The organism is Ornithinimicrobium pekingense DSM 21552 (assembly GCF_000421185.1).
Classification (GTDB): Bacteria; Actinomycetota; Actinomycetes; order Actinomycetales; family Dermatophilaceae; genus Ornithinicoccus; species Ornithinicoccus pekingensis.
This window is the reverse complement of record NZ_ATWJ01000007.1, coordinates 410,599-436,948: the sequence shown is the minus strand read 5'-3', so window position 1 is coordinate 436,948 and position 26,350 is coordinate 410,599. Positions and strand designations below refer to the sequence as shown.

General features: G+C 72.6%; 28 protein-coding genes and 2 tRNA genes. 8 read left to right on the top strand and 22 right to left on the bottom strand.

Annotated elements, in window-relative coordinates:
• Positions 1-4: 4 nt before the first annotated feature.
• Positions 5-238: a hypothetical protein gene (locus K330_RS0104105; protein WP_029202295.1), complete on the top strand. Its 234-nt coding sequence runs from the start codon at positions 5-7 to the stop codon at positions 236-238.
• A gap of 8 nt (positions 239-246) precedes the next feature.
• On the opposite strand, the gene K330_RS23170 is transcribed toward K330_RS0104105, so the two are convergent.
• The 7 genes from K330_RS23170 to clpS form a co-directional block, all read right to left on the bottom strand.
• Positions 247-1,116 carry an HU family DNA-binding protein gene (locus tag K330_RS23170; RefSeq protein ID WP_022920588.1) on the bottom strand — a complete coding sequence of 290 codons (870 nt, stop codon included), beginning with the start codon at positions 1,114-1,116 and terminating at the stop codon, positions 247-249.
• Between the two features lie 161 nt (positions 1,117-1,277).
• Positions 1,278-1,350: transfer RNA gene (locus K330_RS0104095), tRNA-Glu, on the bottom strand.
• 96 nt (positions 1,351-1,446) lie between these two features.
• A tRNA-Gln gene (locus tag K330_RS0104090) sits at positions 1,447-1,518 on the bottom strand.
• A gap of 88 nt (positions 1,519-1,606) precedes the next feature.
• A complete protein-coding gene (locus K330_RS19060) occupies positions 1,607-2,365 on the bottom strand; it encodes an HAD family hydrolase (RefSeq protein WP_022920587.1) in 759 nt (252 codons plus the stop codon).
• Positions 2,366-2,372: 7 nt separating this feature from the next.
• A complete protein-coding gene (gene gltX, locus K330_RS0104080; protein ID WP_022920586.1) occupies positions 2,373-3,926 on the bottom strand; it encodes a glutamate--tRNA ligase in 1,554 nt (517 codons plus the stop codon).
• Between the two features lie 77 nt (positions 3,927-4,003).
• Positions 4,004-4,588: a DUF2017 family protein gene (locus tag K330_RS0104075; protein ID WP_022920585.1), complete on the bottom strand. Its 585-nt coding sequence runs from the start codon at positions 4,586-4,588 to the stop codon at positions 4,004-4,006.
• A gap of 2 nt (positions 4,589-4,590) precedes the next feature.
• Positions 4,591-4,923 carry an ATP-dependent Clp protease adapter ClpS gene (gene clpS, locus K330_RS0104070; protein ID WP_022920584.1) on the bottom strand — a complete coding sequence of 111 codons (333 nt, stop codon included), beginning with the start codon at positions 4,921-4,923 and terminating at the stop codon, positions 4,591-4,593.
• Positions 4,924-4,961: 38 nt separating this feature from the next.
• Between clpS and K330_RS0104065 the strand changes: the two genes are divergently transcribed.
• Positions 4,962-6,263 carry a nicotinate phosphoribosyltransferase gene (locus tag K330_RS0104065; protein WP_022920583.1) on the top strand — a complete coding sequence of 434 codons (1,302 nt, stop codon included), beginning with the start codon at positions 4,962-4,964 and terminating at the stop codon, positions 6,261-6,263.
• Positions 6,264-6,311: 48 nt separating this feature from the next.
• Positions 6,312-6,887: a nicotinamidase gene (locus tag K330_RS0104060; RefSeq protein ID WP_022920582.1), complete on the top strand. Its 576-nt coding sequence runs from the start codon at positions 6,312-6,314 to the stop codon at positions 6,885-6,887.
• 9 nt (positions 6,888-6,896) lie between these two features.
• Here the strand turns inward: K330_RS0104060 and K330_RS0104055 are convergent, their stop codons facing one another.
• On the bottom strand, positions 6,897-8,216 hold the full coding sequence (locus K330_RS0104055) for a homogentisate 1,2-dioxygenase (RefSeq protein WP_022920581.1): 1,320 nt from the start codon (positions 8,214-8,216) through the stop codon (positions 6,897-6,899).
• Between the two features lie 103 nt (positions 8,217-8,319).
• Between K330_RS0104055 and K330_RS0104050 the strand changes: the two genes are divergently transcribed.
• Positions 8,320-9,222 (top strand): hypothetical protein, encoded by a 903-nt coding sequence (locus tag K330_RS0104050; RefSeq protein ID WP_022920580.1) that lies wholly within the window; start codon positions 8,320-8,322, stop codon positions 9,220-9,222.
• A 44-nt stretch (positions 9,223-9,266) separates the two neighbouring features.
• The gene (gene fahA, locus K330_RS0104045; protein ID WP_022920579.1) at positions 9,267-10,478 is read left to right on the top strand and encodes a fumarylacetoacetase; all 1,212 of its coding nucleotides are present in this window, start codon (positions 9,267-9,269) and stop codon (positions 10,476-10,478) included.
• 28 nt (positions 10,479-10,506) lie between these two features.
• Here the strand turns inward: fahA and K330_RS0104040 are convergent, their stop codons facing one another.
• Both K330_RS0104040 and hppD read right to left on the bottom strand, forming a co-directional pair.
• Positions 10,507-11,349 (bottom strand): RDD family protein, encoded by an 843-nt coding sequence (locus K330_RS0104040; protein WP_040657635.1) that lies wholly within the window; start codon positions 11,347-11,349, stop codon positions 10,507-10,509.
• Between the two features lie 149 nt (positions 11,350-11,498).
• A complete protein-coding gene (gene hppD, locus K330_RS0104035; protein ID WP_022920577.1) occupies positions 11,499-12,719 on the bottom strand; it encodes a 4-hydroxyphenylpyruvate dioxygenase in 1,221 nt (406 codons plus the stop codon).
• 107 nt (positions 12,720-12,826) lie between these two features.
• Here hppD and K330_RS0104030 point away from each other — a divergent pair, with 107 nt between their 5' ends.
• On the top strand, positions 12,827-13,288 hold the full coding sequence (locus tag K330_RS0104030; protein ID WP_022920576.1) for an Lrp/AsnC family transcriptional regulator: 462 nt from the start codon (positions 12,827-12,829) through the stop codon (positions 13,286-13,288).
• A gap of 6 nt (positions 13,289-13,294) precedes the next feature.
• Here the strand turns inward: K330_RS0104030 and K330_RS19055 are convergent, their stop codons facing one another.
• The 7 genes from K330_RS19055 to K330_RS0103995 form a co-directional block, all read right to left on the bottom strand.
• Complete coding sequence (locus K330_RS19055; protein WP_022920575.1) at positions 13,295-14,980, bottom strand: ABC1 kinase family protein; 1,686 nt, start codon at positions 14,978-14,980, stop codon at positions 13,295-13,297.
• Between the two features lie 53 nt (positions 14,981-15,033).
• The gene (locus K330_RS19050) at positions 15,034-15,711 is read right to left on the bottom strand and encodes an IclR family transcriptional regulator (protein ID WP_051145473.1); all 678 of its coding nucleotides are present in this window, start codon (positions 15,709-15,711) and stop codon (positions 15,034-15,036) included.
• Positions 15,712-15,784: 73 nt separating this feature from the next.
• Positions 15,785-17,536, bottom strand: a complete 1,752-nt coding sequence (locus tag K330_RS0104015; RefSeq protein WP_022920573.1) for a DEAD/DEAH box helicase — start codon at positions 17,534-17,536, stop codon at positions 15,785-15,787.
• Between the two features lie 109 nt (positions 17,537-17,645).
• Entirely contained in the window at positions 17,646-17,984 is a 339-nt protein-coding gene (locus K330_RS19045) for a DUF3039 domain-containing protein (RefSeq protein WP_040657728.1), read from the bottom strand.
• 56 nt (positions 17,985-18,040) lie between these two features.
• Positions 18,041-18,601 (bottom strand): YqgE/AlgH family protein, encoded by a 561-nt coding sequence (locus K330_RS0104005; protein WP_022920571.1) that lies wholly within the window; start codon positions 18,599-18,601, stop codon positions 18,041-18,043.
• A gap of 19 nt (positions 18,602-18,620) precedes the next feature.
• On the bottom strand, positions 18,621-18,959 hold the full coding sequence (locus K330_RS0104000) for a hypothetical protein (RefSeq protein WP_022920570.1): 339 nt from the start codon (positions 18,957-18,959) through the stop codon (positions 18,621-18,623).
• Between the two features lie 71 nt (positions 18,960-19,030).
• A complete protein-coding gene (locus K330_RS0103995; RefSeq protein WP_029202293.1) occupies positions 19,031-20,449 on the bottom strand; it encodes an NAD-dependent malic enzyme in 1,419 nt (472 codons plus the stop codon).
• Positions 20,450-20,524: 75 nt separating this feature from the next.
• Here K330_RS0103995 and trxA point away from each other — a divergent pair, with 75 nt between their 5' ends.
• Both trxA and K330_RS19040 read left to right on the top strand, forming a co-directional pair.
• Positions 20,525-20,911 (top strand): thioredoxin, encoded by a 387-nt coding sequence (trxA, locus tag K330_RS0103990; protein WP_022920568.1) that lies wholly within the window; start codon positions 20,525-20,527, stop codon positions 20,909-20,911.
• A 143-nt stretch (positions 20,912-21,054) separates the two neighbouring features.
• Positions 21,055-22,473, top strand: a complete 1,419-nt coding sequence (locus K330_RS19040; protein ID WP_022920567.1) for an MFS transporter — start codon at positions 21,055-21,057, stop codon at positions 22,471-22,473.
• A 96-nt stretch (positions 22,474-22,569) separates the two neighbouring features.
• Here the strand turns inward: K330_RS19040 and K330_RS0103980 are convergent, their stop codons facing one another.
• Genes K330_RS0103980 through arsB form a run of 5 tightly spaced genes read right to left on the bottom strand, consistent with a single transcriptional unit; the run spans position 22,570 to position 26,250 of the window.
• Positions 22,570-22,980, bottom strand: a complete 411-nt coding sequence (locus K330_RS0103980; RefSeq protein WP_022920566.1) for an arsenate reductase ArsC — start codon at positions 22,978-22,980, stop codon at positions 22,570-22,572.
• 4 nt (positions 22,981-22,984) lie between these two features.
• Complete coding sequence (locus K330_RS19035) at positions 22,985-24,058, bottom strand: ArsO family NAD(P)H-dependent flavin-containing monooxygenase (RefSeq protein WP_022920565.1); 1,074 nt, start codon at positions 24,056-24,058, stop codon at positions 22,985-22,987.
• Positions 24,055-24,516, bottom strand: coding sequence for an arsenate-mycothiol transferase ArsC (locus K330_RS0103970; protein ID WP_229665754.1), 462 nt, complete (start codon positions 24,514-24,516; stop codon positions 24,055-24,057). The genes K330_RS19035 and K330_RS0103970 overlap by 4 nt, the downstream gene beginning before the upstream one ends.
• The gene (locus K330_RS0103965) at positions 24,513-25,160 is read right to left on the bottom strand and encodes an arsenate reductase ArsC (protein WP_022920563.1); all 648 of its coding nucleotides are present in this window, start codon (positions 25,158-25,160) and stop codon (positions 24,513-24,515) included. Before K330_RS0103965 ends, K330_RS0103970 begins: the two co-directional genes overlap by 4 nt.
• A complete protein-coding gene (gene arsB / locus K330_RS0103960; protein WP_022920562.1) occupies positions 25,141-26,250 on the bottom strand; it encodes an ACR3 family arsenite efflux transporter in 1,110 nt (369 codons plus the stop codon). The genes K330_RS0103965 and arsB overlap by 20 nt, the downstream gene beginning before the upstream one ends.
• Between the last annotated feature and the right edge of the window lie 100 nt (positions 26,251-26,350).

Sequence of the window (26,350 nt, the reverse complement as noted above, 5' to 3'; positions counted from 1 at the left end):
CGGCATGCAGGCGAGCGTCCACACCTTCGACCTGGAGTCCGGCAGCGGCACGGTGCTGCTCGACACCGGACGGATGCTGCCGTTCGACCCCGCCGTCTTCGAGGCCAGCGGGCTGCGGCACCTGCGGACGGGCCAGCGGGTCTCGGTCGAGGTCGAGCCGCAGGACCCCGAGTCTGCCGACGCGCACCTGACGCGTCTGTGGATCGTGGGCGTGGGGCCGGGCGAGCGCATCCGCTGACCGGCCGCTCAGGAGGTGCGGCCCTTCTTGCCCCGCCCCTTCGTGCCTCCGGCCTTCGTGCCCTTCTCCCCCGTCGCCTTCGCGCCCTTCTTCTCGCCCTTGCCGTTCTTGCCCTTGCCCTTGCCCTTCTTGCCCTTGCCCTTCTTGGAGCGTCCGGCGCTCGCGCCCTCTGCGCCAGCACCGTGGCGCGGCGTGTCCTCGTCGTGCTTGGCGCGGGCGAGCTGTGCCTTCTTGGCGGTGATCATCTCTCGGGTGATCTGCTCGCCACCGATGGACAGGCGCCCCGCCGACCCAGGCTCCCGGGCGGGCTCGGCGGCCGGGGTCGCGGCAGCCGGGCCCGGCTGCTCGGCGCGGACGGTCGCGGGTGTGCCCGTCCGGCGGCGTGCGCGTGCCCGCTCCTCCGCCTGCCTGCCCGACGTCCTCGCCCCGGCCGGCCTGCCGCCCACCCTGCCCGACGGTCGCCGGATCGTGGCGGGGGCACCGGGCGCGGGCGCACCGTCCGCTGCCCCGCGACCCGACGCGTCGGCCCGGGAGCCCGACCCGGACGCCTCCTCGTCCGCGGTGCCCACCCGGGCCCCGGCCAGTCCCTCCGAGGGCAGCAGGGTCGGGTCCGCGACGACCGTCCGGAAGTAGCTGCCTGGGCGGAACCGAGGAGTCGTGGTCGCGGGGATCGGGACCGCCTCCCCGGTGTGCGGGTTGCGGCCGGTGCGCGGAGCGCGGTCCACCGGCTCGAAGGTGCCGAAACCGGTGATGGAGACGCTGCCCCCGCCCGCGACCTGTCGGAGCACGACGTCGACGAGGGCCTCGACGGCGAGGGCGGCCGCGGCCCGGCCACCCATGCGGGGGGCGAGCGCGTCGATCAGGTCGTTCTTGTTCACCTTGGCTCCTGAAGGTCGGTGCGGCGGCTGCTGTGCTCCTCACGCTACGGCCGAGGAGGCGGCGATGGCGATGCGCCGCACCCGCACCGGCCCGGCACCCGCCCGTCCCCGGGACAGCACAAGGCCCCCACCACGGTCGTGGTGGGGGCCTTGTCACGGCGTAGCCCCGACGGGATTCGAACCCGCGCTACCGCCTTGAGAGGGCGGCGTGCTAGGCCACTACACAACGGGGCCGTGCGTCCGGCGCGTGTCGCGCCGAGGAGAGACCTTACCGGATCGGCATGCTCTCCACGAAATCGGCCGGTCGCTCCTGCGAGCGGCGTCTTCGCGCTGGGGTACCAGGACTCGAACCTAGACTAACTGAACCAGAATCAGTCGTGCTGCCAATTACACCATACCCCAAGGGGTATCCCCGCTCCAGGTTTCCCTTCGGCGGCGAACCGAGGAGAAACCTTACCGTGCCCCCGGTCCGGACCCAAATCCGCCCCGGTCAGCCGAGTGCGTCCAGCACCTCGCGCAGCGTCTCGGCCGCGACGAGGCCGTGGGTGGCCGCGTGCGACACCTCGTCGGGGTCCCGCTCGTAGCCCGGACGGCGCAGCCACGCCGCGCCCAGGCCCGCACCGAGCGCCGCACAGGTGTCGACGTCGAGCTCGTCACCCACGTAGACCACCTGGCCCGGGTCCAGCCCGAGGAGGCCGCACCCGTGGTGGAAGACCTCCGGCGCGGGTTTGCCGATGCCCAGGGTGTCCTTCGTCACCGTGCCGGCCGTGAGCCGCTCCACGACGTCAGCCAGGCCCGCCCGCGTCAGCTTGGCACGGGTGTAGTCGCCGGAGGAGTTCGTCAGCAGGGCCACCCGCAGGCCCCGCCGGTGACACTCCTGCAGCGTGTTCACGACGTCGTCGAAGGCCCGAAGCGCCGTCGTGAAGGCATCCTCGTAGAGCTCGTCCCACCGCGCGAGGTCCTCCGGGGAGGCTGCCCGGCCCAACCACCGGCCCAGGTCCCGGACGCGCAGGGCGCGCATCGTCGCGAAGTCGTGCTCGCCGCGGGTGAAGGCGCGGAAGTGTCCGCCCGGGTCGTCGCGGAACCGGTGTCCGGCCCGCTCGAGCCGGTCCGGGTCGGCGTCCGGCCACAGCTGCCGCGCGGCACGGGTGGCCGCCAGGTGCATCGCCTCGCGGGTGCCCAGCAGCGTGTCGTCGACGTCGAGCAGGACCCCACGCAGCCCGGCGGGCGGCGGCACGACGTGGGTCATGGGCCGCTCAGACCTCGGCGCGCAGCCGGCGCAGCCGCTCCAGGGTCTCGTGCTTGCCCAGGATCTCCATGGACTCGAACAGGGGCGGGCTGATGCGCTGGCCGGAGACGGCGGTCCGCAGCGGGCCGAAGGCGAAGCGGGGCTTGAGCCCCATACCCTCGACCAGCGCCTCGCGCAGCGCCTGCTCGATCCGGGCGGCCGTCCACTCCACTCCCCCGCCCAGCGGCTGGGGGAAGGCCCCCGAGATGGACTCGAGGGCGTCCAGCGCCGCGTCGAGCACCGCCCCGGCGTCGTCCTTGAGCTGGGCCCGGGCCTCGTCGGCGATCTCCAGCTCGGCCCCCCGGACGTAGAACGGGGCGACCAGGGGGACCGCCTCGGCGAGGACCTGGATCCGGGTCTGGATGAGCTCGGCGACCTGCTCCAGACGCGCCAGCTCGCCCATGCCGCTCTGCGGCCCCAGCACCCCGGCCTCGCGCAGCACCGGCAGCAGCCGGGAGGTGAACTCCGGCAGCGGGAGCAGCCGGAGGTGGTCGGCGTTGATGGCCTCGGCCTTCTTCTGGTCCCACCGCGCCGGGTTGGGGTTGACCGCCCGGACGTCGAAGGCGGAGACGAGCTCCTCCGGCGTGAAGATGTCACGGTCCGGGCCGATGGCCCAGCCGAGGAGCGCCAGGTAGTTGATCATGCCCTCGCGCACGAAGCCGCGCTCGCGGTGCAGGAAGAGGTCGGACTGCGGGTCGCGCTTGGACAGCTTCTTGCTGCCCTCGCCCAGCACCAGCGGCAGGTGGGCGAACACCGGCACGCGCTCGGCGACACCGATCTCCACGAGGGCACGGTAGAGGGCGATCTGTCGCGGGGTCGAGGACAGCAGGTCCTCCCCGCGGATGACGTGGGTGATGCGCATCAGCGCGTCGTCGACCGGGTTGACGAGCGTGTAGAGCGGCTGGCCGTTGCCGCGGACGACGACGAAGTCGGGCACCGAGCCGGCCCGGAAGGTCACCTCGCCGCGGACCAGGTCGACGAAGGTGATGTCCTCGTCGGGCATCCGCAGACGCAGGACCGGCTCCCGGCCCTCCGCACGGTAGGCGGCGCGCTCCTCCTCGGTGAGGTCGCGGTCGTGGTTGTCGTAGCCCAGCTTGGGGTCACGGCCGGCCGCCCGGTGCCGGGCCTCGACCTCCTCGGGCGTGGAGAACGACTCGTAGACCAGGCCCGCCTCGACCAACCGGGTGGCCACGTCGGCGTAGATCTCGCGCCGCTGGCTCTGACGGTAGGGCCCGTGAGGTCCGCCGACCCCGGGGCCCTCGTCGTAGTCCAGCCCGAGCCACCGCAGGGCGTCGAGCAGCTGCTCCGCCGACTCGGCGCTGTCGCGCGCGGCGTCGGTGTCCTCGATGCGGAAGACGAAGGTGCCGCCGTGGTGGCGGGCGAAGGCCCAGTTGAACAGCGCCGTCCTGGCCATCCCGACGTGCGGGGTGCCGGTCGGGCTCGGGCAGAAGCGGACGCGCACGTCGGCGCCGGTCGCCTCGGAGTTCTCGGTCGCAGACGCGGGGGCAGGGTGAGTCGTCATGATGCGGGTCAGCCTACTGGCCGGCGACCCGCCGGCCCGCGCCTCTCCCGGACCGTCAACCCCCCGGTGGCGGGGGCTCAGCCGTCGAGCATCGCCGACGTCACGGACTCCTGCAGCCAGGAGAGGAAGTCGTAGTAGGCCATCTTCTGCACCGTCGCCGGCTCCAGCTCCTCCTGGCCGGCCAGGGCTGCCTCGAGCCGGCGATGGAGGCGGTCGGAGTCCTCGTCGGTCCGCAGTCCCAGCCGCTCGCCCAGGATGAGGCGGGCGTCGGTCAGCGCCACCGCGAGGGCACGGGCCTGGTCGAGGTCGATCTCGACCCGCGGCGGGACCGCCGCCTCCAGCGCGGCGATCGCCGTGCTGATCGTCGCCGCCTTCCGCTGCCGCAGGCCGTGCTCGGTGAGCCGCCGGAACTCGGCGGCCTGCTCGGCGTCGTCCCGCGACGCGGGTGGCAGCAGCCGGGCCAGTGCAGGGTCGCTGGGCTCCTCGGGGTCTATCTCGTCCCCGAGGCCTGCCACGAGGTCCAGGAACGGGTCGCCGGTCTCCGGCCTCTCGGGGGCCACGAAGGCGCGGGTCAGCTCGAGCACGTGCGTCACCACGGTGATCTCGTCGGCCTCGAAGGAGGCCACGAGCCGACCACCCTTCCTGCGGAACGCGGTCGCCATCCTCAGTCGTCCTTCTGGAAGGTGGCCCACAGGCCGTAGCCGTGCATGGCCTCGGTATCCGCCTCGCACTTCTCCCGGGTGCCGGTGGAGACGACCGCGCGGCCCTTCGTGTGCACGTCCATCATCAGCGCCTCCGCCCTGGCCCGGGGGTAGCCGAAGTGGGTCTGGAGGACCCAGGTCACGTAGGACATGAGGTTGACCGGGTCGTTCCACACCAGCGTCACCCACGGGGTGTCGGCCTCCGGCCGGTCGAGGACCGCGACGCGCCCCTCCTCCTCGGGCGTCGTCTGCGGGCCGGGTGGCGGTGCGGGCGGCTGCGGGGTGTCGGTCGGCACGCCTCCCACTGTAGGGGGGCCGAACTAGGGTGAGGACCGTGAACCCGAGCACCGCCCTGCTGACGGACCACTACGAGCTGACGATGATCGAGGCCGCCCTGGAGAGCGGGCACGCCGACCGCCCCTGCGTCTTCGAGGCCTTCGCCCGACGCCTGCCCGACGGCCGGCGCTACGGCGTCGTCGCCGGCACCGGCCGGATCCTGCAGGCCCTGCCCGACTTCCGCTTCGGCGACGCCGAGCTGGCCTGGCTGCGCGAGCGCGACGTGGTCGACGGCCGGACGCTGGACTGGCTCGCCGACTACCGCTTCACGGGCGACATCTGGGGGTATGCCGAGGGCGAGGTCTACTTCCCGGGGTCGCCCCTGCTCGTGGTCGAGTCCACCTTCGCCGAGGGCGTGGTGCTCGAGACCCTCGTGCTCTCCATCCTCAACCACGACTCGGCGGTCGCGTCCGCGGCCTCCCGCATGACGGCGGCGGCCGGTGAGCGGCCCTGCATCGAGATGGGGTCGCGGCGCACGCACGAGGAGTCTGCGGTCGCCGCGGCGCGGGCCGCCTACGTGGCCGGGTTCGCCTCGACCTCCAACCTCGAGGCCGGGCGCCGGCACGGCATCCCCACGGCGGGCACCGCGGCACACTCCTACACCCTCCTGCACGACGACGAGCGCGACGCCTTCGCCAACCAGCTCGCCAGCCTGGGGGCGGGGACCACGCTGCTGGTGGACACCTACGACGTGACCGCAGCGGTCCGGCTGGCCGTGGAGCTGGCCGGTCCTGCTCTGGGGGCGGTGCGGCTGGACTCCGGGGACCTCCTCGGCCAGGCGCACGGGGTCCGGGCCCAGCTGGACGCGCTGGGCGCGACCGGCACCAGGATCGTGGTCACCTCCGACCTGGACGAGCACGCCATCGCCGCGCTGCAGTCGGCGCCCGTGGACAGCTACGGCGTGGGCACCAGCGTGGTGACCGGCTCCGGGCACCCGGCGGCCGGCATGGTCTACAAGCTCGTGAGCCGCGAGAGCGACGCCGGCGTCATGGAGGGGGTGGCCAAGGCGAGCACGGACAAGGCCTCCGTGGGCGGCCGGAAGTTCGCCCTCCGCCGCCGAGGGGCGGACGGGCTGGCCCAGGCCGAGATCATCGGCATCGACGAGCGACCCTCCGACGACGGCGACGACCGCGACCTCCTCGTCCCCCTCGTCAGCCGCGGTGAGGTCGTGGCACCGACCGACGTCCGCACCGCCCGCGAGCACCACGCCGCGGCCCGCGCAGAGCTTCCCCAGCGGGCGCTGCGTCTCTCCCACGGCGACCCGGCGATCCCCACCACCTACCTCGACGACTGGAGCTGAAGAGCACGCGGGGGGCGCCCGGCACGGCCGAGGGCCTAGGCTCGGGACATGAGCAGGGCGCTGATCATCGTGGACGTGCAGAACGACTTCTGCGAGGGTGGCTCGCTCGCGGTGGACGGCGGCAGGGCCGTCGCGACCGGCATCGGCGAGCACCTGCGCGAACACGGTCAGGAGTACTCCACCGTCGTCGCCACGGCGGACTGGCACGTCGACCCCGGCGAGCACTGGTCCGACGAGCCGGACTACCGCACCTCCTGGCCCGTGCACTGCGCCGCCGGCACTCCCGGTGCCGAGTTCAGCGAGGAGCTGCGTCCGGCGCTGGACCACGTCCGGGCCGTCTTCCGCAAGGGCGAGCGCGAGGCCGCCTACAGCGGGTTCGAGGGCACGACCGAGGAGCACGGGCGGCGCACGGGGCTGGCCGCGTGGCTGCGCGAGCGGGAGGTGCGCGAGGTCGACGTCGTCGGGATCGCCACGGACCACTGCGTGCGCGCCACCGCGCTCGACGCCGTGCGCGAGGGCTTCGGCACCACCGTCCTGCTCGACCTGGTCGCGGGCGTGGCCCCGGAGACGACGCAGGCGGCCCTGGAGGAGCTGCAGGCCGCCGGCGTCATCCTCCGGAGCTGACCGGCGCCCTCAGCTGGTCGAGAAGACCTCGTCCTCCCCGGGCCGGCCCTCCGAGGAGGTTGCAGCCAGCCCCCGGCCCCAGGACGCGGCATACACCCCGTCGTCCACCGCGCGGCCCGCTTCCCCGAGCTCGAGCGGCCGGAAGGTGTCGACCATGACCGCGGTCTCGTCGAAGTACTCCACCCCGATCGACTTCTCCGTCGCGCCGGGCTGCGGACCGTGGGCGTGGCCGCCGGGGTGCACCGAGATCGAGCCCTTCCCGATGCCCGAGCCCTTGCGCGCCTCGTAGTCGCCGTCGACGTAGAACATGATCTCGTCGGAGTCGACGTTGGAGTGGTAGTAGGGCACCGGGATCGCCAGCGGGTGGTAGTCGACCTTGCGCGGCACGAAGTTGCAGACCACGAAGTTGGAGCCCTCGAAGACCTGGTGGACCGGCGGCGGCTGGTGCACCCGCCCGGTGATCGGCTCGAAGTCGCAGATGTTGAGGACGTAGGGGTAGAGGCAGCCGTCCCAGCCGACCACGTCGAGGGGGTGGTACGGGTAGGTGTAGACGGTGCCGACCATCCCGCCGGTGCTGTGCTCACCGCTGCCGCGGTGCTTGATGTAGACCTCGGTGTGCTCGCCGCGGTCGGCACCGACGTCCTCGGCCAGCAGCGGGCCGGACGGTCCGCGCAGGTCGCGTTCGCAGTAGGGGGCGTGCTCCAGCAGCTGGCCGAAGCGCGACAGGTAGCGCTTCGGCGGGCCGACGTGGCTGTTGGCCTCGATGCAGTAGGCCCGCAGCGGCTCGACGTAACCCTCGTCGCCCTCGACCTTCGGGATCCACCGGTGGGTGGTCGCCCTCGGGATCACGATGTAGTCGCCCTGCCCCACCTCGAAGGCGCCGAAGACCGTCTCCACCCGGGCTCCGCCGCGCTCGACGTAGACGCACTCGTCGCCGATCCCGTTGCGGTAGAACGGGCTCGGGGCGTCGGCAACGACGTAGAGCAGGCGCACGTCGCCGTTGCCCAGCACCAGCCGGCGCCCGGTGACGACGTCGACGCCCTTCTCCAGCACGGGGGTGCCGTCCTCGCCGTGGGACTGCACGAACAGGTCGTGCAGCCGCAGGTGGCGCGGGAGCAGGGGGTGGTTGGCCACTGTCGTCATGTCCCCGAGGTCCCAGACCCGGGCGTCCACGATGGCCGAGGGGATGTTGCGGTGGTAGAGCAGGGAGGAGTCGGAGGAGAAGCCCTCCTCACCCATCAGCTCCTCGGAGTAGAGGTCTCCCCGCTCGTCGCGGTGCTGGGTGTGGCGCTTCGGCGGCACGTGGCCGAGGCATCGGTAGTGGGCCATGGGCGCTCCGATCGTGGCGGGGGGACGGCGACGGCACGACGCGGCGTCCGGTATGCGGACACCTGCGTCCTTCTGCCCGTCACGATGCAGTACCGTGCCACGCATGTCAACGCTGCCAGCGCCGCGGTCGCTCTTCGACCGGCTCGTGGACGACGCTGCGGTCTTCCCGCCGGGGAACGCCCCGGTCCCGGTGGCGTGGGCCGAGCACCTGGCGATGCGCTCGGGACGGTACGGCGACGTGCTCGGGCCGTTGCTCATCGGTGCGGCCGGCGCGGACGTCCTGGTCGAGGCGGCCGCCGCCCACCCGCCCGTGACCGACCACGAGACCGCGGCGGGGCTGCGGCCGGCGCCCGTCGCCGTCGGTGTCGTGGCGAGAGCCGGCACCTCGCTCCGCGACCTGCGGGCCGCCGTCGCAGCCCTGCGAGCCAGCCCGCACCTGCGCGTCGTGTCCGTCGAGCTGCCCCACGACACCGCCGGCGCGTGGCGGGAGGCTCTCGGGCTGGGCGCCCGCGTGGCGGTGGAGGTCACCCGGGACCTGGGCCACCAGCACGACGCGCTCGACGACCTGGCGGCGGGCGCCTCGCGGGGCACGGAACGGGTGGTCGCCAAGCTGCGCACCCAGTCCACGCCGACGGCTCCGGTCCCGACACCCCGCGAGCTGGCCGAGTTCATGCACGGTGCGCGCGACCGGGACCTGCCGTTCAAGCTCACGGGCGGCCTGCACCACGCCGTGGCGCACACCGAGCTCACCGCCGACCCGTCCCCCGAGGAGCAGCACGGCGTGCTCAACGTGGTGGTCGCCGCGCACCACCTCGAGCAGGGCGCCACCCTGCGCGACCTGATCGCGACGCTGGAGCTGCGTGAGACCGCGGCCCTGACCTCGCTCGTCCGGGGCCTGTCGGAGCGCGACGTCGACCAGCTCCGTGCCCGCTTCCTCTCCTTCGGATGCTGCGGTGTCATGGACCCCGTGGGCGAGCTCGTCGACCTCACGCTGCTGACCCCCTGACCCAGGCCCGCACCATCGGCCACCCCGACACCGAGGAGCCCGTCGTGACCGCACCCTTCGACCTGCCCGCCGACCACCCCTTCGGCCCGCACCACCTGCCCTACGGCGCGGTCAGCCCGCAGGAGGGTGGCGACGTGCGCCTGGCCGTCCGCCTCGGCGACCACGTGATCGACCTGCGGGGGGCCGCGGCCGGCACCGAGTGGGCTGCGGTGCTGTCACGCCCGACCCTCAACGCCTTCCTCGAGGCGGGCCCGACGACCTGGGGCGCCGTGCGCGCCTGGCTGCAGACCATGATCGCGGACGAGGAGGGGCAGGCAGAGCTGCGGCGGCACCTGCACCCGCTCGGGACGATGACCACGCACCTGCCCCTCGAGGTCCGCGACTACGTCGACTTCTACGCCAGCGAGCACCACGCCTCCAACGTCGGGCGAATCTTCCGCCCGGACGGCGAGGCGCTCACGCCCAACTGGAAGCACCTGCCCATCGGCTACCACGGCCGGTCCTCCACCGTGGTCGTCAGCGGCACCGACATCGTCCGACCGACCGGCCAGCGCAAGGGCAAGGACGACCCGGCCCCCGTGTTCGGCCCGAGCACCCGCCTGGACATCGAGGCCGAGCTCGCGTTCGTCGTCGGGGGCAGCACGCACGTCGGGTCGCGGGTGGACGTCGACACCGCGGAGGACCACCTCTTCGGCGTCGCGCTGCTCAACGACTGGTCCGCACGTGACCTCCAGGCGTGGGAGTACGTCCCGCTCGGTCCCTTCCTCGGCAAGTCGTTCGCCACGTCGATCGCGGCGTGGATCACCCCGATGGCGGCGCTGGAGCGCGCCCGGGTGCCGCTGCCCGTCCAGGACCCCGAGCCGCTGCCCTACCTGCGTGGGTCCGGCCGGGCGCTCTTCGGGCTGGACATCACCATGGAGGTGCACCTCGGCGACGCCGTGGTGTCCCGACCGCCCTACCGGACCATGTACTGGTCGCCCACGCAGATGCTCGCCCACCTCACGGTCAACGGCGCGAGCGTGCGCAGCGGCGACATCTTCGCCTCCGGCACCGTGTCAGGACCGGAGAGCCAGACCCGTGGAAGCCTGCTCGAGCTCACCTGGTCCGGGGCTCGGCCGCTGCGCCTGCCCGACGGCACGACGCGCACGTTCCTCCAGGACGGGGACACCGTCACGATCACCGCCTCGGCCCCCGGGCCCGACGGGACGACGGTCGGCCTGGCCGAGGTCCGCGGCACGGTGCGCCCGGCGGCCTGACCGCCGGGCGTGGTGCTGCCGCGGTCCGTCAGCGCTTGCGGACGACGTTGGTCCGGGCAGCCTTGTCGTGCAGCGCCTGCCGCTTGTCGTCCCAGAGCGGCCACAGCACGTTGAGGACGTAGGCGGGGGCGAAGAGCCCGCACAGCTGGTAGACGAGCGCCCGCAGGATCGAGGTGCCCCAGCCGACGTTGCCCGGCTCCTCACGCAGCCTGACGCGCAGCCCCGTGGCCAGCTTGCCGAGGGTCCCGCCCAGGAGCCTCACCAGCACGATCTCGTAGACCAGGCCCACAGCGCCGACCACGGCGGACCAGGTGGAGAGCCGTCCGACGAGGTCGGCCGGAGGCTCCAGCGAGCCCGCGCCGGCCGCCGCCCCCGGCTCCGTCGCGTTCAGCACCCAGTCCATGTAGTCGCCCCAGACCCCGGGGACGACCAGGTTGGCGACGAACGAGCCGATCACGGCCAGCAGCAGCCCGTCGACGAGCCGCGCGCCGACGCGGTGCCACCAGCCCGCCAAGGGCTGACCGTCGGGCGTGGTGGCCCGGGTGGCCTGCAGCTGCTGCCCGGCTCCCGGCATCGGCTGCCACTGACCCTGGTAGGGCGCCTGGGTGCCGCCGGCGTAGGGGTTGGCCGGCTCCTGGCCCTGCCCCTGCCAGCCGCGACCCTGCTGCCCGTACCCCTGCTGCCCGTGCTGGCCCGTCTGCTGCCCCGGGGCCGCCGCCCCCCAGCCCTCCTCGGCCCGGATCGCCCGGCCCGCCTGCTCGAGGTTCGGCTTCTGCTTGGGGCTGGTGTGGTTGGTCCACTGCACCCCGTCCCAGTAACGGAGGTTGTCGGGTGCCTGCGGATCGTCGTACCACCCTGCTTGCTGACTCATGGCACCACCTTCCCACGTCAGGGGCCCGGCGCCACGACGCCCCTCCGCCGGCGACGCGCCGACCGGGCGGAGCACCTCGTGCCCACGAACGGGCGGCGCGCCCGGGCCGGGCCCGGGCACGCCGCCCTCAGCACGGGGCCGCTCGGTGCTCAGAGGTTGCCGCGACGCTCCTGCTCACGCTCGATGGCCTCGAAGAGGGCCTTGAAGTTGCCCTTGCCGAAGCCGAGCGAGCCGTGCCGCTCGATGAGCTCGAAGAAGACGGTGGGACGGTCCTGCACCGGCCGGGTGAAGATCTGCAACAGGTAGCCGTCCTCGTCCCGGTCGACCAGGATGCCGCGCTTCTGCAGCTCCTCGATCGGCACGCGCACCTGGCCGATCCGCGCGCGCAGCTCGGGGTCCTGGTAGTAGGAGTCCGGGGTGTCGAGGAACTCGATCCCGTTGGCACGCATGTGGTCGACCGTGGACAGGATGTCGTTGGTCGCCAGGGCCAGGTGCTGGGCGCCCGGACCCTGGTAGAACTCGAGGTACTCGTCGATCTGCGACTTCTTCTTGGCGACGGCGGGCTCGTTCAGCGGGAACTTGACCCGGTGGTTGCCGTTGGCGACCACCTTGGACATCAGGGCGGAGTAGTCGGTGGCGATGTCGTCACCGATGAACTCGGCCATGTTCACAAAACCCATCACCTTGTTGTAGAACGCGACCCACTCGTCCATCCGGCCCAGCTCGACGTTGCCCACGATGTGGTCCAGCGCCTGGAACAGGCGCTTGGGCTCACCGTCGCGCTTGACGTAGGAGGACGTGCGCGCCTCGAAGCCAGGCAGGTAGGGGCCGTCGTAGGACCACCCGTCACCGGAACGCTGGACCAGGGTGTGCCGGGTCTCGCCGTAGGTGGCGATCGCCGCCACCCGCACCGTGCCGTGGTCGTCGGTGAGGTCCTGCGGCTCCTGCAGGACGGTCGCCCCGATCGAGCGCGCGTGGGTGATGCAACGGTCCACGTCCGGGACCTCCAGCGAGATGTCGACGACGCCGTCGCCGTGCCGGCGGACGTGGTCGTGCAGGGAGCTCTGCGGGTCGACACCACCCTTGATGACGAACCGGATCGACCCGGACTTGAGCACGAACGCCTTGTGGTCGCGGTTGCCCGTCTCGGGGCCGGAGTAGCCGATGAGCTCCATACCGAAGGCGGACTGGTAGAAGTGTGCCGTCTGGGTGGCGTTGCCCACCACGAAGTGGATGGCGTCCCAGCCGGTGACGGGGAAAACGTCGGTGGTCTCGTCGTAGGGCACGAGGCCCACGAGCTGCTTGAGCTGGTCGAGCTCCAGCTCGGCCTCGCGCTCCTGGTCGGTCAAACGGACATCGGTGTCGGTCATGGACCGAGGGTCCCTGCTGCGGACACAGCCCGCAAGCAGACCGGGACGCGATGGTCAGACTGCACACATTGACCTATGTCTTGCCTGCTCCGTTGCACACTGTGTGCATGACTGTCACGATCGACGATCTGGACGCCAAGCTCCTGCACCTGCTCGACGAGGACCCGCACGTCGGGGTCCTGGGTGCCTCCCGCGCTCTCGGCGTCGCGCGCGGCACGGTGCAGAGCCGGCTGGACAAGCTGGTGGCCCGGGGAGTCATCCGCAGCTTTGCCCCCCAGGTCGACCCCGCCGGGCTCGGTTTCCCGGTGATGGCGTTCTCCACGCTCGAGATCCGACAGGGCACGCGCGACGGACAGGTGATGGAGCACCTGCGCGACATCCCCGAGGTGCTCGAGGCGCACACGATCACCGGGTCCGGGGACGTGATGCTGCGCGTCGTCGCCCGGGACAACGGCGACCTGCAGCGCGTGATCGACCTCATCGACGGCCACCCGCTGGTCGCCAGGTCGGCCACCGTCATCTGCCTCTCGACGCCCATCCCGTTCCGCACCCGCCCGCTGGTGGGCTGAGCCGGGTCAGCGCAGGCCGCCACCGGGGCGCTCGGTCCGGCGACGGGCGTCGCGACGGTCGGTGACGACGACCGATCCGACGAGGACGAGGCCCCCGACGGCGGCGAGCAGGAAGAAGACCATCGAGACGGCCGGGTAGCCGAAGAGGGTGACGCTGCTCTCCACCCGCATCGTCAGGGCGGCGCCGATGATGATCGCCGAGAGCACGAGGCCGACCACGAGACGCGTCGCCAGGTGCTGGGCGACACGCAGCAGCCGCTCCTCGTCGAAGGCGTTGACCCGCAGCGTCAGCTCGCCGTCGCCGAGGGCGTCCAGCAACCGGTTGGCGCGCCGTGGCAGCTGTGCCGCGAACTCCTTGGCCTCCATCGCTGCCGCCATGACCGAGCCCGGCTCCGTGCGCAGGCCACCGCGCAGGATCTGGTCCACGTTGCGCCGCACGGCCTCCGACGGGGAGAACCCGGGATGCAGGTGCATCGTCGCCTGGTCCAGGTTGAGCAGCGCCTTGCCGATCATCGCCATCTCCGGCGGCGGCCGCAGCCCGTGCGCGCCCGAGAGGCGGGAGAGCTCGACCATGATGCTGCCGGCGTCCAGGTCGCCACCGGCCGCCACGGCCGCGGAGACCAGGTGGCTCACGTCGTCCCGGAAGCGGGCCGCGTCGTGGTCCTCCAAAGGATGGCCCATCTCCGCGAGCACGCGGGCCGCCTCCTCGCCGTCGCCGTCCGAGATGGCCAGCAGCAGCTTGACGACGTGGTTCTGCACCCGGCGGGGCACGGTGGCCACCATCCCCAGGTCGATCAGGGCCAGCCGGCCGTCGTCCGTGAGCATCATGTTGCCCGGGTGCGGGTCGGCGTGCAGCACGCCCTCGTCCAGGATCATCCGCAGGTAGGCGCGGAAGAGCTCCTCGCTGATCGCCTCCCCGTCCACGGAGAGCATCCCCAGCTCGCCGATGTCCGTCACCTTGCGGCCGGAGACCCGCTCCATGGTCAGCACCCGTCCGGTGGTGTAGTCCGGCAGGGGCTGGGGCACGAAGAGATGCTCGTCGCCTGCGGTGAGCTCGCCGAAGAGCTGCAGGTTGCGCGCTTCCTGCACGTAGTCCAGCTCACCGGTCAGCGAGCGACGGAACTGCTCGAGGAGGTCGGCCGCGCCGAAGCGGCGCCCCAGCTCGGTGTGCCGGTCGGCCGTGGCCGCCAGGCGTGCCAGGACCTCCATGTCCCCGGCGACCGTCTCGCGCACCCCGGGCCGCTGCACCTTGACGACGACCTCCTTGCCGCTGCGCGTCCGCGCGCGGTGCACCTGCCCGAGGGAGGCCGCCGCGACGGGGGTGCACTCGAACTCCTCGAACAGGTGGCGCAGGCGGGCGCCCAGCTCCTCCTCGACGATGGCCACCGCCAGGTCCCCGTCGAAGGGCTCCACGTGGTCCTGGAGCCGCGCGAGCGCCTCCGTGTAGGCCGGGGGCAGCAGGTCGTGCCGGGTGGAGAGCAGCTGCCCCAGCTTGACCCACGTCGGGCCCATCCGTTCGAGGTCGGCGGCGAACGACTCGGCGGTGGCGGGGTCGCCCTCCGCACCGGCGGGGGTGCCGAGCTCGACGTCGCCGAGCCCGCTGCCCGTCACCAGGTCGGACCTGCCGTAGCGCAGGAGCAGGCGGACGAGGTCGGCGTAGCGGCTCAACGAGCCGGCTGCCTGCTGGGACACACGGGCCTCCGTCGCAGAATCGCCCGGCGGGGGCTGCGCGGGCTGGTGGTGCGTCACCCTACCGAGTCGGCCGGGCCCCCGGTCAGACGACTCCCCAGGCTTCTCGCGGCCGCCAGCACCAGCTCCTCCACGGGCGGTGGCGGTCCCATGGTGACCACCCCGACCGACGCCTCGAGACCCGGGACGGCGGGCACGGCCGCGGCCACGCCGTGGGCGCCCAGCTGCAGCTCACCCGTCGTCGTCGTGGCCCGGTCGGGGTGGCCGTGCCGACCCTCGAGGATCGCCCGGCCCGCCGCCCCACGTTCGAGGGGGTGCCGGCTCCCGACGCGGTAGGCGACGTGAAGGTCGGTCCAGCTCGGCTCGGTGACCAGCAGCGCGACCGCCTGGTCCCCCTCGGCGACCGTGAGGTGCGCCGTCGCGCCCGTCCGGTCGGCGAGCTCCTGCAGCACCGGGCGGGCGACGTCGACCAGGACCGGGCGGACGGCATACTGCAACCGGGCGACCCCCAGACCCAGGCGGTAACGACCGTCCTCGGAGCGGCTGACGAAGGCGCGGTGCTCGAGCGTGGTGACCAGCCGGTAGACGACGGCGCGGCTCACCTCGAGGCGCACGGCCAGCTCGCTGACGGTGAGCCCGCCCGCTCCCCCGGGTCGGCCGAGCTCCAGCAGCACCTGCAGCCCCCGGTCGAGCGTCTGCGCGGTCTCCGGGCGCGGGTGCTGCGGCGCGGTCATGCCCCGCAGCATCTCACCCGGCGGCAGGGGGTGGGCCGGCAGAGGATCCGTCGGGGCGCCCGGGGGCGGGTGCTCAGCGTCGACCGACGAACCAGTTGCGGATCCTCTCGATGCGAGCCTGGACCTGCTCGGCGCTGGCGGTGGCGAGCTCGGGCCCCCCGCAGACGCGGCGCAGCTCGGCGTGCACGACCGCGTGCGGCTGTCCCTTCTTCTGGGCGTAGGCCGACACGAGCTTGTTCAGCTCCTTGCGGTGCTCGGCGAGGGCCCGGTGAGCGGACACCGCCTCGGCGCGCTCACGACCGCCACCGCGGCCGACCTGCTTCTTCTGCCGCTCGCGCAGGACGTGGGCCACCTGGTCGGGCTCCAGGAGCCCCGGGAGACCGAGGAAGTCCTCCTCGTCCTCCGAGCCGGGCATCCCGCCCAGCCCGAACTGCTCCGCGTCGAAGAGGACGTGGTCGAACTCTGCCGCCGAGTGCAGCGCCTCGAAGGCGCCGTCCAGCTCGCCCGAGGCGCTCTCGGTGGCGTTGGCCGCGGCGAGGAGGCCCTCCTCCTCGGACCACACCGACTCGTCGTCGACGGTGGCCTTCTTGTTGAGCGCGTGGTCGCGCTCCTGCTCCATGGAACCGGCGTGCGCGAGGAGGTGGGCGACGTTGGGCAGGAACACCGACGCGGTCTCGCCGCGGCGCCGGGCGCGCACGAAGCGACCGACGGCCTGGGCGAAGAAGAGCGGGGTCGAGGTCGAGGTCGCGTAGACGCCCACGCAGAGCCGGGGCACGTCGACCCCCTCGGAGACCATGCGGACCGCGACCATCCAGCGGGAGGTGCCTGCTGCGAACTCCTCGATGCGACCTGAGGCGCCGGCGTCGTCCGAGAGCACCACCGTGGGCTTCTCGCCGGTGATGTCGTGCAGCTGCCGGGCATAGGCGCGGGCCGAGGCCTGGTCGGTCGCGATGACCAGGCCACCGGCGTCGTCGACGTGGCGGCGGACCTCGGTCAACCGCTTGTCCGCCGCTCGCAGGACGGCCGGCGCCCAGTCACCGGCGGGGTCGAGCGCCGTGCGCCAGGCCTGCTTGGTCACGTCCTTGGTGAGGGGCTCCCCGAGCCGGACCTCCAGCTCGTCCCCGACCTTCGTCCGCCAGCGCATCGTCCCGCCGTAGGACAGGAAGAGCACGGGCCGCACGACGCCGTCCCGGAGGGCGTCGGCGTAGCCGTAGGTGTAGTCGGCGGAGGAGCGCAGGACCCCCTCGTGGTCCATCTCGTAGCGCACGAACGGGATGGCCGCGGTGTCGGAGCGGAAGGGTGTCCCGGTGAGCGACAGCCGCCGTGTCGCGGGCTCGAAGGCGTCCCGGATCGCCTCCCCCCAGGAGAGCGCGTCACCACCGTGGTGAACCTCGTCGAGGATCACCAGGGTGCGGGCGGCCTCGGTGCGCGCCCGGTGCAGGAGCGGCTTGCTCGCGACCCCGGCGTAGGTGACGGCGATGCCGTCGAAGTCACGGCCGTGGCGGCCCTGCGCGTTGGCGAACCTGGGGTCGATCCGGATGCCGACCTTGGCGGCGGCCTCCGCCCACTGCACCTTCAGGTGCTCGGTGGGGGCGACGACCGTGACCCGTTGGACCTCGCCCCGGTCGAGCAGCTCGGTGGCGACCCGCAGGGCGAAGGTGGTCTTGCCCGCACCGGGTGTGGCCACCGCCAGGAAGTCCCGGGGCCGCTCGGTCAGGTAGCGGTCGAGTGCTGCGGCCTGCCAGGCACGCAGCTTGCCGGCGGTGCCCCACGCTGCGCGTCCGGGGTAGGCGGGAGGAAGGTGCGAGGCAGCAGACGTCGACATGGCCGGCCCAGTCTAGGTCGCTGCCGAGGGCGACTCACCCGGGTGCGCGACGCGCCGCAGCGCCCGACCAGCCGTGGTATGGCGTGGCGGCCGTACCTACGGCACCGCGTCAGTCGGACCCGCCGCCACCACCGCCGGCGGAACCGCCGCCGTCGCCCCCGTCCTGCGGCTCCCGCAGGCCCTCGTAGATCTCCTTGCACATCGGGCACACCGGGAACTTCTGCGGGTCCCGCCCGGGCACCCAGACCTTCCCGCACAGGGCGATCACCGGGTTCCCGGACATGGCGCTCTCGAGGATCTTCTCCTTGCGCACGTAGTGCGAGAACCGTTCGTGGTCGCCGGGCTCGGACAGGTCCGGCTCGGCCCGCGTGTCCGTGCGCTCCAGCAACGCGGTCTGGGTCTGCGGGGCGCTGGGCGCCTCCGGCGCGTCGAGCGGCTGGTCGGACATGCGGACGGTCGACATGCCCTCCAGTGTAGGCGCGGGCTCCCCGGCCGGGGCAGAGGTCAGTTGAGCTCGGGGTGGTCGGTCGCGGTCGTCACCAGCGACAGGCTGTTGCGCTGACGCAGCAGCACCTCGCGCCACAGGTCCTCGGCGTTCTCGTGGAAGGGGTCGCGCGGCTCGCGGGCCACCACGTACCAGGCTCCCTGCGCGATCTCGCCCTCCAGCTGACCCACGGTCCACCCGGCATAGCCGACGAAGATGCGAAAGGCCCCGAGCTCGGGCACGACCAGCGGCGCAGGGGCGTCGAGGTCGACCAGACCGATGCCGCCGAAGAGCAGCTGGGTCCCCAGCGGCGAGTCGCCGCTCTCGTGCCCCGGCACGCTCACCAGACCCATCGCGGTGTCCATCCCGACGGGACCGCCCTGGAAGAGCACCCCCGGCGCGGTCACGAAGGGCTGCCACTCCGGCAGGACCACGTCCACCGACGCCTCCAGGGGTTTGTTGAGGACGAGCCCGTGCGCGCCGTCGTCCCCGTGATGCAGCACCAGGATCACCGTCCGGGCGAAGGTGTCACCCGTCAGCGGCGTCGCCACCAGCAACCGGCCGGTCAGGTCGTCGTCCATGCGACCTCCTCCGCCGACGTCATCCCCCCATGATGACCGACCGGCGCCTGAGCGCACGGGCAACCGCCACCCCGACCGCGATCCCCGCGAGGTCCGCGAGCGCGTCGAGCACGTCCGGCTGGCGCAACGGGGCGAGCTGCGACTGGAGAGGTTCGCTCACCACCGCGTGCACCACCAGGGCCACCACGACCCAGCGGGCACCCAGCAGAGCGGCCACGGCCGCCGGCACCGCGAACGCCACCAGGTGGCCCACCTTGTCCAGTCCCGGCGGCCCGTCCTGCGGCCCCGGGACGGTCGGCGAGTAGAGGCCGACGGCCTGCACGACGAGCGTCACGACGAGCACGAGCCAGCCGATCATCCGCACCGGGTCCAGACCGGGTCCTGGTCCGGGTCCGACGGGCGAGGGGGCCGGACCCGGGGCCGGCCGGCTCAGGACGCGGCCTCCGCGGCGCGCGCCCGCGCCGCGGACTCCACCGCCCGGGCGACCGCGGTGGTGGCCTCGGGGTTGAAGACGCTCGGGATGATGTACGTGGGGTTGAGCTCGTCGGCGTGGACGACGTCCGCCAGCGCGGAGGCGGCCGCCAGCAGCATGTCGTCGTCGATGTGGGGGCTGCGGGCGTCGAGCAGCCCGCGGAAGACCCCGGGGAAGACGAGGACGTTGTTGATCTGGTTGGCGAAGTCGCTCCGGCCGGTCGCCACCACGGTCGCGTGCCGTCCGGCCTCGACCGGGTCGACCTCCGGCACCGGGTTGGCCATCGCGAAGACGACCGCGTCCTCGTTCATGGTGGCGATGTCGTCACCGGTGAGGATGTTGCCGGCCGACACGCCGATGAAGACGTCGGCACCGACCAGCGCGTCCTTGAGCGTGCCGGTCTCGAGGGCCAGGTTCGTCTGGCTGGCGATCCAGGCCAGGTTGCCGTTGTCCCCCCGCACCACGTCCGGCCGGCGCGCGTGGACCACCCCGTCGACGTCGGCGACGACCACGTCCCGGGCGCCGGCCCGCAGCAGCAGCCGGATGATGGCCGAACCTGCGGCCCCGGCGCCCGACATGACGATCTTGACCTCGGCCAGCTCCTTGCCGACGACCCGCAAGGCGTTCTTCAGCGCGGCGAGGGCGACGATCGCGGTGCCGTGCTGGTCGTCGTGGAAGACCGGTATGTCCAGCTCCTTGCGCAGGCGGGCCTCGATGTAGAAGCAGCGCGGCGCGGAGATGTCCTCCAGGTTGATCCCGGCGAAGCCTGGCGCCAGCGCCTTGACGATGCGCACGATCTCGTCGGCGTCGTGCGCATCCAGGCAGATCGGGAAGGCGTCGATGTCGGCGAACCGCTTGAAGAGGGCCGCCTTGCCCTCCATGACCGGCAGGGCGGCGAGCGGTCCGATGTTGCCCAGCCCGAGCACCGCGGTGCCGTCCGTGACGACCGCCACCGTGTTGCGCTTGATGGTCAGGCTCCGGGCGTCGGCCGGGTTCTCGGCGATGGCCTGACAGATCTTGGCGACGCCGGGCGTGTACACCAGGGACAGGTCGTCCCGGTTGCGGATGGGCAGGCGTGAGGTGACCTCCAGCTTGCCGCCGAGGTGGGCCAGGAAGGTGCGGTCGCTGACCCGCCCGATCTCCGTCCCGTCCACCGTGCTGATGGCCTCGACCACCTCGGCCGCGTGGTCCGTGCCGTGCGTGGCGATGGTGAGGTCGGCCTGGAGCCGCTCCGTTCCCGACTCGCTGATGTCGACGGCGGTCACCATGCCACCCACGTCGGCGACCGCGGTGGTGATCTCGCTCACCGCGGTGACCCGGGCGGGCAGCTCGAGGCGCACGGTGATGGAGTTGGAGACGGAGGGCACGGGACTCATGCGCCTCATTGTCCTGCATGACCCACGCCACCCCGTCGGCGGAAGGAATCCCGGGGGCGAGACGTTGAGAGGACCATGAGCACACGTGAGCTGACCGTGGAGAACTTCGAGGAGACCGTCACCGGCAACGACATCGTGCTGGTCGACTGGTGGGCCGACTGGTGCGGTCCGTGCAAGATGTTCGCGCCCGTCTACGACAAGGCCGCCGAGCAGCACGAGGACGTGGTCTTCGCCAAGGTGGACACCGAGTCCCAGCAGGCGCTGGCAGCGGGCGCCCAGATCACCTCCATCCCCACGCTCATGGCCTTCAAGGACGGGATGCTCGTCTTCCGTCAGGCCGGCGCCCTTCCTGCGCGTGACCTGGAGTCCGTCATCTCCCAGATCAAGGACCTCGACATGGACGAGGTCCGCGCGAAGGTCGCCGCGCAGTCGGCCCAGGACGACCCGTCCGGCACGGCCTGATCCCGGCCCTCGGCGCAACCGCCCCGCCGTCCCGCCGGTACCGGGGCCGTCGTTCGGTACGGTGACCGCCGTACGGACCGCGCATGGTCGTACGGCGGCCGACCGGTCACGCGCCAGAGGAAGGACACAGATGGGCGGGGTTGATGGGCGCTGAGCTGCGGCGTCAGGTGCACAACATCGGGAGACGACGCGCCTGGGTGATCTGGCTGGTCGGCCTGTCGATCTACACCCTCGCGGTCTTCCACCGCACATCGCTGTCCGTCGCGGGCATCATCGCCGCAGAACGTTTCGACATCACCGCGGGCCAGCTGTCCACGTTCACGGTGCTGCAGCTGGCCGTCTACGCCGCGATGCAGATCCCGGTCGGCGTCCTGATCGACCGCTACGGCTCGAAGCGACTCATGTTCGTCGGGCTGTCGCTGATGACCGCCGGTCAGTTCTGGTTCGCCCTGGCCGGCACCTTCGAGGCGGGCGTCGCGGCACGTGTCCTGCTGGGCATCGGCGACGCGATGGTCTTCACCAGCCTGCTGCGCCTGATCGCGCTGTGGTTCCACGTCAAGCAGGCACCGATGGTGACCCAGCTGACCAGCATGGTCGGACAGCTCGGGGCCGTCGCGGCCGCCACTCCCCTGGCGGCCGCCCTGTCACGGTTCGGGTGGGGGTGGTCCTACGGCGTGGCCGCCGGGGTCGGTGTCGTCCTCGGCGTCGCCCTCCTGCTGCTGGTGCGGGACTCCCCCTACACCGGGGAGGTCGTCGAGCGCATCAAGGTCCGGGCCCTGGCCAGGAGCATGGCCGAGGTATGGGGCAACCCCGGCACCCGCCTGGGCCTGTGGGTCCACTTCTCGTCCCAGTTCGGCCCGACGGTGTTCACCATGCTGTGGGGCTACCCGTTCCTCATCGCCGAGGGCCTGACGTCGACGAGCGCGAGCGGGCTGCTCATCGTCATGGTCGTCACCGCGATGGCGGCGGGCCCGGTGGTCGGCTCGCTGACGAGCCGCATGCCCTACCACCGCTCCACCCTGGTCCTGGTGCTGGTGGCCGCGATCGCCACCGTCTGGGCGGTGGTGCTGCTGTGGCCGGGCCCGGCGCCGCTCTGGCTGCTGGTCGTCATGGTGATGGTCACGGCGGTCGGGGGGCCCGGGTCGATGGTCAGCTTCGACCTGGCGCGCACCTTCCACCCCTCGGAGCGCTACGGGCGCGCCAACGGGATGATCAACATCGGCGGGTTCGTCGCCTCGTTGATGACGATCGGCCTGATCGGGCTGATCCTGGACTACCGCGCACCGGGTGGCCCGTCGACCTACACCTCCGCCGACTTCCGGGTGGCCATGGCCGTGCAGTTCCCGTTCTGGGCGCTGGGGGCCTTCCAGCTGTGGCGCTACCGCAACAAGGGCCGCGCGCTCATCGGTCAGCACCCGGGCGCCATGGAGGCCCTGCGTGAGGGCCAGACGCTGCTGCCCGGACTGTCGCGGCCGGCCGCCCCCGGTCCTCGACCCGACGCCGCGCCCGGGGATGAGGACGACCCGCAGGCCCCGGACGCGCCGCCCCGGACCTCCGGTTGAGATCCAGGCGAGCGCCAGGCCCAGGATCCGGTCGAGGCCGGCCCGCTACCTCGTGCCTCTCGGCCGACGGGGCGCCCGCAGGGTGAGCCGACCGTTTCATGCACGATCGACGCCGAGCGAGTCGAGGAGCTCGCCCACCCGTCGGCGGATCTCGTCGCGGATCGGGCGCACGCCCTCGAGGCCCTGGCCCGCCGGGTCCTCCAGCTCCCAGTCCTCGTAGCGCTTGCCCGGGTAGATCGGGCAGGTGTCGCCGCAGCCCATGGTGATGACGACGTCGGAGGAGCGGACGGCGGCGTCGGTGAGCAGCTTGGGCTGCCCGGCGGACAGGTCGATGCCGTCCTCGGCCATGGCGGCGACCGCGGCGGGGTTGACCTGGTCAGCGGGGGCGGAGCCGGCGGAGAGGACCTCCACGGCACCGCCGGACAGGTGCTGCAGGTAGGCGGCGGCCATCTGTGAGCGGCCGGCGTTGTGGACGCAGACGAACAGGACGGTGGGCGCGTTGGACATGGGTTCAGCCTCTCGGTCGGTGGGTGGTGTCGTGGTCCTCGGGGAAGGCGCGGTGGACGGCCTGGCGAGCCCACTGGCCGACGCCGATCAGGGTGGCCGAGGCCAGGCCGCACCAGTCGCCGTAGCCCACGAAGGCGAGGCGGGGGTCGACCTCTGCCACCGGCCCGTCGGTGGCCGGGACCCCGTTCGTGCGGCGCAGCCGCAGCGTGGACAGGTGACCCAGCGCGGGCCGGAAACCGGTGCACCAGATGACCGTGTCGACCTCCCGGGTGGTGCCGTCGGCCCAGGCGACGCCGCCGGTGGTGAACCGCTCGAACATCGGCGTGCGCCGCAGCTGCCCGGCGTCGCGGGCAGCACGGACCGGCGGCACCGCGACGATGTCGCCGAGCCCGCCGACGCCCTCGCCCTGGCCACGGGCCCGCAGGGTGGCCACCCGGAAGAGCTCGCGGCCGTCGACGTCGTCGGGCAGGAAGCGCGGCGGGCGCAGGGTGCACCAGGTCACGTGCGCGTGGGGGGCCAGGTCGGCCGCGAGCTGGGCTCCGGAGTTGCCCCCGCCGACGACGACCACGCGCTGCCCGGCGTAGCGCTCTGGCGACCGGTAGCGGGCGGAGTGCACCTGGTCGCCGCCGAACGCCTCGGCGCCGGGCCAGGTGGGGACGAAGGGTCGGGACCAGGTGCCGGTGGCGTTCAGGACGGCCTCGGCCTGCCAGGTGCCACGGGAGGTCGTCACCGTGAAGCCGTGCTGGGCGTGCTCGACCGCGGTGACCCGCTCCCCTCGTCGGACCGGTATGTCGTAGCGCTGCTCGTAGCGCGTGAGGTAGTCGACCACGTGCGCAGCATCCGGGTAGTCGTCACTGGCCGTCGGAGGCATGGGCCATCCGGGCAGGGAGGAGTAGGCGGCCGGTGAGAAGAGGCGCAGGGAGTCCCAGGTGTGCAGCCACGCCCCGCCGGGGCGGGCCTGGTCGTCGAGCACGACGTGCTCGACGCCCCGGCGGCGCAGGTAGAACGCGGTCGCCAGCCCGGCCTGACCGCCGCCGACGACCAGTGCACGGACGTGCCGCCCAGAGCGGTCGGTCATGCCTGCGGCCGCAGCCCCAGCTGCTCGCCCAGGGCGGCGACCCGGGCGGCGATGTCGTCGCGCACCAGCCGCATACGGTCGGCTCCCTCGACCCCGCGGCGGGACGGCTCGTCGGTGACCCACCGCTGGACCGGTGTGGGGCCGGTCTCGAGCTCGACCTCCTCACCCAGGAGGACGACGAGGTCGGCCTCCTGGGCCAGTGCGGGGTCGACCGGCTTGGGGTGCTCGCCCGCGGTGCTCGCGCCGACCTCCTCCAGCGCCGCGACCGACTCGGCGTTCAGCGCCGCTCCGGGCCTGGTGCCCGCGGACAGCACCCGGACCCCACCTGGGTGGCGCTGCCGCATGAGGGCGGCGGCCATCTGCGACTTGCCGCCGTTCTTGACGCAGACGAACAGCACCGTGGGGACCTCGGGCACGGGGGCGGCCTCTCCGGACGGGACGTGGGCAGGAGGTGTCACAGGTCGAGCTCGCGCAGCAGGGCGGTGACGCGGGCCTGGAGCTGGTCGCGGATGTCACGGACGACCTCGACCGGCCGTCCGGCCGGGTCGGGCACGTCCCAGTCCTCGTACCGTTTCCCGGGCAGGACGGGGCAGGCGTCGCCGCAACCCATGGTGACGATGACGTCGGCGGCGTGGACCACGTCGTCGGCCAGGGGCTTGGGAAACGCCTCACGCAGGTCGATCCCGCGCTCGGCGAGCACCTGCACCACGACGGGGTTGATCTGGCCGATGGGTGCCGAGCCGGCGGAGCGTACGTGCACCCTGCCCGGCGCCAGGTGCGCGGCGAGGGCGGCGGCCATCTGGGAGCGGCCGGCGTTGTGGACGCACACGAACAGCAGCTCGGGCACGGTCTTGACCATCCGGCCATCGGCCTGCGCGGCGGCGGTGAGCCGCTGGCGGGCCAGGCGAGCGGTCAGCACCGGCAGGTAGGTCGGGATGCGCGAGACCGCGGCGAGCTCGGACCAGGCGACCTCGACCGCGCGGCGCACCTCCTGACCGGTGAACGTGCTCTCGAAGGCGTAGCCCAGGTCCTCGACGATCTGGGACACGGCGTCGGTGTGCGCGCCGGCGCCCGTGGCTGCCTCAGGGGTGGGAGCGGACATCGGCGGGGACCTCCGAGGAGAAGAAGCGGTCGCGCAGGGCCAGGGAGACGTAGACCAGGCCGACCAGGACGGGCACCTCGATGAGCGGTCCGACGACCCCGGCGAGGGCCTGGCCGGAGGTGACCCCGAAGGTGGCGATGGCGACGGCGATGGCCAGCTCGAAGTTGTTGCCGGCCGCGGTGAACGCGAGGGTGGTGGTGCGCGCGTACGACATACCCAGGGCCTTGCCGAGGGCGAAGCCGACGCCCCACATGAGGCCGAAGTAGAGCAGCAGCGGCACCGCCATGCGGGCCACGTCCAGCGGCTGGGAGGTGATCCGGTCCCCCTGCAGGGCGAAGAGCAGGACGATCGTGAAGAGCAGCCCGCGCAGCGCCCACGGGCTGACCACAGGGATGAAGCGCTCCTCGTACCAGGTGCGACCCTTGACCCTCTCCCCCCACACCCGCGACAGGAAGCCTGCCAGCAGCGGGATCCCGAGGAAGATCAGCACCGACTTCGCGATCTGCCAGGCGGAGACATCGAGCGCGGCCTGGTCCAGGCCCAGCCAGCCGGGCAGCACGGACAGGTAGAACCAGCCCAGACCGGCGAAGGCGATCACCTGGAAGACCGAGTTGAGCGCCACCAGCACGGCGGCCGCCTCACGGTCGCCGCAGGCCAGGTCGTTCCAGATGATCACCATCGCGATGCACCGGGCCAGCCCGACGATGATCAGCCCGGTGCGGTACTCCGGCAGGTCGGCCAGGAAGATCCAGGCCAGGGCGAACATCAGCGCCGGACCGACGACCCAGTTGAGCACCAGGGAGCTGAGCAGCATCCGGCGGTCGGCGACCACGGAGTCGAGCCGGTCGTAGCGGACCTTGGCCAGCACCGGGTACATCATGACCAGCAGGCCCAGGGCGATCGGCAGTGAGACGCCGTCGACCTCCACCGCCCCCAGCCAGGAGTCCAGCCCCGGGACCAGCCGGCCCAGCAGCAGCCCCACCAGCATCGCCGCGCCGATCCACACGGGCAGGTACTTGTCGGTGGTGGACAGGTGGGCGGCGGGCGGGTTCGCGACCTCGTTGCGCGCCGTGGGAGTGGCCCTGCTCATCGTGATCCAATCTCTGGACGAAGATCGATGCGGCCATCGTGGCTTCCACATAGACGAATGTCAATCTGACGTGGGTGCCTGGCTCCCCGCGCGGCGCCCG

Bases quoted from the DNA above. Each gene is read 5' to 3' on its own strand.
- K330_RS0104075 (WP_022920585.1), bottom strand. From the start codon at position 4,588: ATGGCGACCGCGTTCCGCAGGAAGGGTGGTCGGCTCGTGGCCTCCTTC.
- K330_RS19035 (WP_022920565.1), bottom strand. From the start codon at position 24,058: ATGACCGACCGCTCTGGGCGGCACGTCCGTGCACTGGTCGTCGGCGGC.
- gltX (WP_022920586.1), bottom strand. From the start codon at position 3,926: ATGACGACTCACCCTGCCCCCGCGTCTGCGACCGAGAACTCCGAGGCG.
- K330_RS0104005 (WP_022920571.1), bottom strand. From the start codon at position 18,601: ATGGACGACGACCTGACCGGCCGGTTGCTGGTGGCGACGCCGCTGACG.
- K330_RS0104030 (WP_022920576.1), top strand. From the start codon at position 12,827: ATGACTGTCACGATCGACGATCTGGACGCCAAGCTCCTGCACCTGCTC.
- K330_RS19050 (WP_051145473.1), bottom strand. From the start codon at position 15,711: ATGACCGCGCCGCAGCACCCGCGCCCGGAGACCGCGCAGACGCTCGAC.
- K330_RS0103965 (WP_022920563.1), bottom strand. From the start codon at position 25,160: ATGTCCGCTCCCACCCCTGAGGCAGCCACGGGCGCCGGCGCGCACACC.
- K330_RS0104105 (WP_029202295.1), top strand. From the start codon at position 5: ATGCAGGCGAGCGTCCACACCTTCGACCTGGAGTCCGGCAGCGGCACG.
- K330_RS0103995 (WP_029202293.1), bottom strand. From the start codon at position 20,449: ATGAGTCCCGTGCCCTCCGTCTCCAACTCCATCACCGTGCGCCTCGAG.
- hppD (WP_022920577.1), bottom strand. From the start codon at position 12,719: ATGACCGACACCGATGTCCGTTTGACCGACCAGGAGCGCGAGGCCGAG.
- trxA (WP_022920568.1), top strand. From the start codon at position 20,525: ATGAGCACACGTGAGCTGACCGTGGAGAACTTCGAGGAGACCGTCACC.
- K330_RS19040 (WP_022920567.1), top strand. From the start codon at position 21,055: ATGGGCGCTGAGCTGCGGCGTCAGGTGCACAACATCGGGAGACGACGC.
- K330_RS0104055 (WP_022920581.1), bottom strand. From the start codon at position 8,216: ATGGCCCACTACCGATGCCTCGGCCACGTGCCGCCGAAGCGCCACACC.
- K330_RS0104050 (WP_022920580.1), top strand. From the start codon at position 8,320: ATGTCAACGCTGCCAGCGCCGCGGTCGCTCTTCGACCGGCTCGTGGAC.
- K330_RS0104060 (WP_022920582.1), top strand. From the start codon at position 6,312: ATGAGCAGGGCGCTGATCATCGTGGACGTGCAGAACGACTTCTGCGAG.
- K330_RS0104015 (WP_022920573.1), bottom strand. From the start codon at position 17,536: ATGTCGACGTCTGCTGCCTCGCACCTTCCTCCCGCCTACCCCGGACGC.
- K330_RS19045 (WP_040657728.1), bottom strand. From the start codon at position 17,984: ATGTCCGACCAGCCGCTCGACGCGCCGGAGGCGCCCAGCGCCCCGCAG.
- K330_RS0103980 (WP_022920566.1), bottom strand. From the start codon at position 22,980: ATGTCCAACGCGCCCACCGTCCTGTTCGTCTGCGTCCACAACGCCGGC.
- arsB (WP_022920562.1), bottom strand. From the start codon at position 26,250: ATGAGCAGGGCCACTCCCACGGCGCGCAACGAGGTCGCGAACCCGCCC.
- K330_RS0104040 (WP_040657635.1), bottom strand. From the start codon at position 11,349: ATGAGTCAGCAAGCAGGGTGGTACGACGATCCGCAGGCACCCGACAAC.
- K330_RS19060 (WP_022920587.1), bottom strand. From the start codon at position 2,365: ATGACCCACGTCGTGCCGCCGCCCGCCGGGCTGCGTGGGGTCCTGCTC.
- K330_RS0104000 (WP_022920570.1), bottom strand. From the start codon at position 18,959: ATGATCGGCTGGCTCGTGCTCGTCGTGACGCTCGTCGTGCAGGCCGTC.